Source organism: uncultured Limnohabitans sp. (genome assembly GCF_937889215.1).
GTDB lineage: Bacteria > Pseudomonadota > Gammaproteobacteria > Burkholderiales > Burkholderiaceae_C > Limnohabitans_A.
In genome coordinates, this window is record NZ_CALBEX010000026.1 from 1 (window position 1) to 3,249 (window position 3,249).

Genomic DNA, 3,249 nt, shown 5'->3' on the forward strand with positions numbered 1-3,249 from the left:
GTCATGCTGTCCACACCGCTGTCTGAGGAGGCCAGTTTCACACTGGGAGCGAATGACGACTTGGATTTCCTCAACGAGTTTTGCAACGAGGGGCGTGATCTCCTTCAACAGATCGAGCAAGGTGTTTTAGCGCTTGAAGAAAATCCCCAGCGCAAAGACACCTTGAACCAAGTCTTCAGGGCGTTTCACACCTTCAAAGGCGGCGCAGGTTTTATGGGCATAGAGCCCATCCAGCGCCTGGCGCACGAGTTGGAGTCCTTGCTGGACGCTGCGCGACAAGACAAATTGCGCATCAACCGCGAAGTCATCGACATCATTTTGGCCGGTGGTGACGCGCTACAGCATTACGTCAATGCCATTGATCGGCAGATCAAAGGAGAAGGCCGTGGTCAAGCCATTGTGGTGCCCACGGCCGCCTTGTTGGTCCGAGCACCAGCTTGCCTCCATGGCGATCCGCAAGCACCACAAACGCCGAAAAACCCACAGTTGCCGCCCGTCGGCACCGCCCATGCACCCGACCCCCTCCCCTCACCCAGCGCCCCGCCCCCATCCCAGCACGAGGCCAAGGACACAGAACAGGCCGCCCCCCTGCCCAGCAAAAGCAAACGGCGTCCCGATTCCCTGGCCGCTTTTGTCAAGCTCGACACCGGCAAACTCGATGCGCTGGTGGAACTGATGGGTGAACTGGTGATCGCGCAATCCATGGTGGTGCAGCACCCTTCGGTGCAAGCATCCAAAGACAGGGAACTCGAACGCGATTTGCGCCAGCTCACACGCATCACCACCGAATTGCAGCACAACGCCATGTCGCTGCGCATGGTGCCGCTGCGCTCTGTCATGCAAAAAATGGAGCGACTGGTGCGCGACCTGTCCACCGCTCAAAACAAAAGCATCCAACTGCACCTGAGCGGCGAAGACACCGAGTTGGACCGCAAAATCGTCGAAGACCTGGCCGACCCCCTGCTCCACATGATGCGCAATGCCGTCGACCACGGCATCGAAACGCCAACCCAACGCATGGCACTTGGCAAAACGGCCCAAGGCAACATCCACCTGCAAGCATCACACCAAGGCGGCGGTATCTTGATCTGCATCCGAGACGATGGCAAAGGTCTGGACGCCGCCAAAATCCTTCACACAGCACATCAACGCGGCCTCATCCCGTCGGACAGCAAGCCCAGCGAAAAAGACATCTACAACCTGATTTTTTTACCTGGATTTTCTACCGCCGACAACGTGACCAAAATTTCGGGGCGAGGCGTAGGCATGGACGTCGTGCGTGGCAGCATCAACAAGCTACGGGGACGGGTGGACATCGATTCGGTGCCAGGCCAAGGCACCACGTTCAACATCTTTTTGCCGCTCACCCTGGCCATCATCGACGCCATGTTGGTGGGGGTCGGCACCGAACGTTTCCTAGTGCCCACGCTGACCATTCGCGAATCGCTGCGGCCACAACCGGACATGGTCTTCACCGTGCAAGGCAGCGAAGAAGTCATCCGCGTGCGCGGCAAGCTGATCCCCTTGATCCGCCTGTCCGACAAATTGGGGGTGCCATGCCAGGCCCACAACCCCTGCGACGGCATTGTCGTCGTGGTCGATTTGGGCAACCGGCAAAGTGCGCTCTTGGTGGACCGTCTGATCGGCAAACACGAAGTCGTCATCAAGTCACTGGGCAACACCTTCAAGGACCACCAAGGCATGTCCGGTGCTGCCATCCTCGGCGATGGCCGTGTGGCGCTGATCATCGATCCGGTCGCCATGGGCCAAATGCCCTCCATGGCCGCCGCAGCGGTTTAACCAGCATCGCAACCCCCAAAAGACAAGCGCAAACCATGATCCAACTGACCTCCCCCCATTTGCCCGATCCGGGCAAATACCTCACCTTTGCCTTGCACAACGAGTATTACAGCGTGCCCGTGCTCAAAGTGCGAGAAATCATGCGCCTGTGCCCCATCACGCCTGTGCCCCGCATGCCCGCCTTCATTCAAGGCGTGATCAATTTGCGCGGAAAAATAGTGCCCGTGATCGATCTGAGAGAACGGCTTGGCTTACCCAAAGCAGTTAACACAGAACGGGCCTGCGTGGTCGTCGTGCAATTTGACACTTCAGAAGGCCAAGCACAGCTGATGGGCATGGTGGTGGACAGCGTCGAAGAAGTCTCGCACTTTCACCCACTGGACCTGGAGTTGCCGCCCGATTTTGGCAGCGACATCGACAACCGATTCATCACCGGCATGGCCAAAAGCAAAGACACGGTGAAAACCCTGCTGGACTTGAATCGTTTGCTCAACTTTGTGGGTCCGTGGGTTTTGCCAACCCTCGCCCCTGCCCCAACCGTTTAAACCACTCATCACTGCACATCACCGGGAGCCACCACATGTTGAACCTCAAAAAATTACTCACAGGCTTTGTCATCCTGTTTTTGGCCAGCTTGGTGGGCATTCCAGCGGCCAGCTTCTTTTTCACCGCACCCATCAAGATCGGCGGAGACCTTTACCAAAACATTGCGCATAAAAACGAAATTTTGGCCTCGATCATGCCGCCGGACGTTTATTTGATCGAAGCCGAATACATGGTGGTGCAAACCATGGTGCAAGTCTACAAAAACCCGGACTCGACCACCCTCACCGAAAACAAAGACGTCAAACGACTGATCGCAGAGACACCACGGATTGAACAGGAGTACAAGCTCGCCTACGACCGCTACATCAGCAGCCCACTGACCGCACCTGAACTGCTCAAAGACCTGGAGACATCAGACAAACACGTGCAGCGCTACTTGAGCTTGCTCAATACCCCAATTTTTTCCCGCCCTCAGCCGGGGTGATGCGGCCAAGATCGTAGCCACATTCGATTTGATGTCCGAATCCTTTGTCGTCCATCGCGAGGCCATTGAGGCCATGTTGGCCAAAATTCGCGCAAACATTGAGAAAAACGAGCAACAAGCCGAATCCGTCAAGAACCAGGTCATTTTGAGCGTGACCCTGTTTTCTTCGGGCTTGCTGTTGCTGATTCTGATCATTTTGTTCATGGCATACAAAGTCTCCCTCAAGCCCTTGATGCAGATGGCCCGAGAGATCTATGAGGGCCGGAACAAAGCCGCATGGCCTCCAGCCAACTCACCGAGGCCAGCCAAAAACTGGCCCAAGGTGCCAGTGAGCAGGCCGCCGCCATCGAAGAAACCAGCGCCTCTTTGGAAGATGTGTCCAGCATGATTCACTCCACCGCCAAAAACGCCGAGCAAGC

Annotated in this window: 3 protein-coding genes; all 3 read left to right on the top strand. The window is 56.5% G+C overall.

Features of this window, described 5'->3' with window-relative positions; genetic code table 11:
• On the top strand, window positions 1-1,800 hold a 1,800-nt coding region (locus Q0341_RS00650; protein ID WP_299509851.1), incomplete at its 5' end, for a chemotaxis protein CheA.
• A gap of 35 nt (window positions 1,801-1,835) precedes the next feature.
• Window positions 1,836-2,345 (top strand): chemotaxis protein CheW, encoded by a 510-nt coding sequence (locus Q0341_RS00655; RefSeq protein WP_299509853.1) that lies wholly within the window; start codon window positions 1,836-1,838, stop codon window positions 2,343-2,345.
• 35 nt (window positions 2,346-2,380) lie between these two features.
• On the top strand, window positions 2,381-2,830 hold the full coding sequence (locus tag Q0341_RS00660; RefSeq protein WP_299509855.1) for a hypothetical protein: 450 nt from the start codon (window positions 2,381-2,383) through the stop codon (window positions 2,828-2,830).
• Window positions 2,831-3,249: the final 419 nt, after the last annotated feature.

Coding starts and splice junctions, on each gene's coding strand:
- Q0341_RS00655 (WP_299509853.1), top strand. CDS start 1,836: ATGATCCAACTGACCTCCCCCCATTTGCCCGATCCGGGCAAATACCTC.
- Q0341_RS00660 (WP_299509855.1), top strand. CDS start 2,381: ATGTTGAACCTCAAAAAATTACTCACAGGCTTTGTCATCCTGTTTTTG.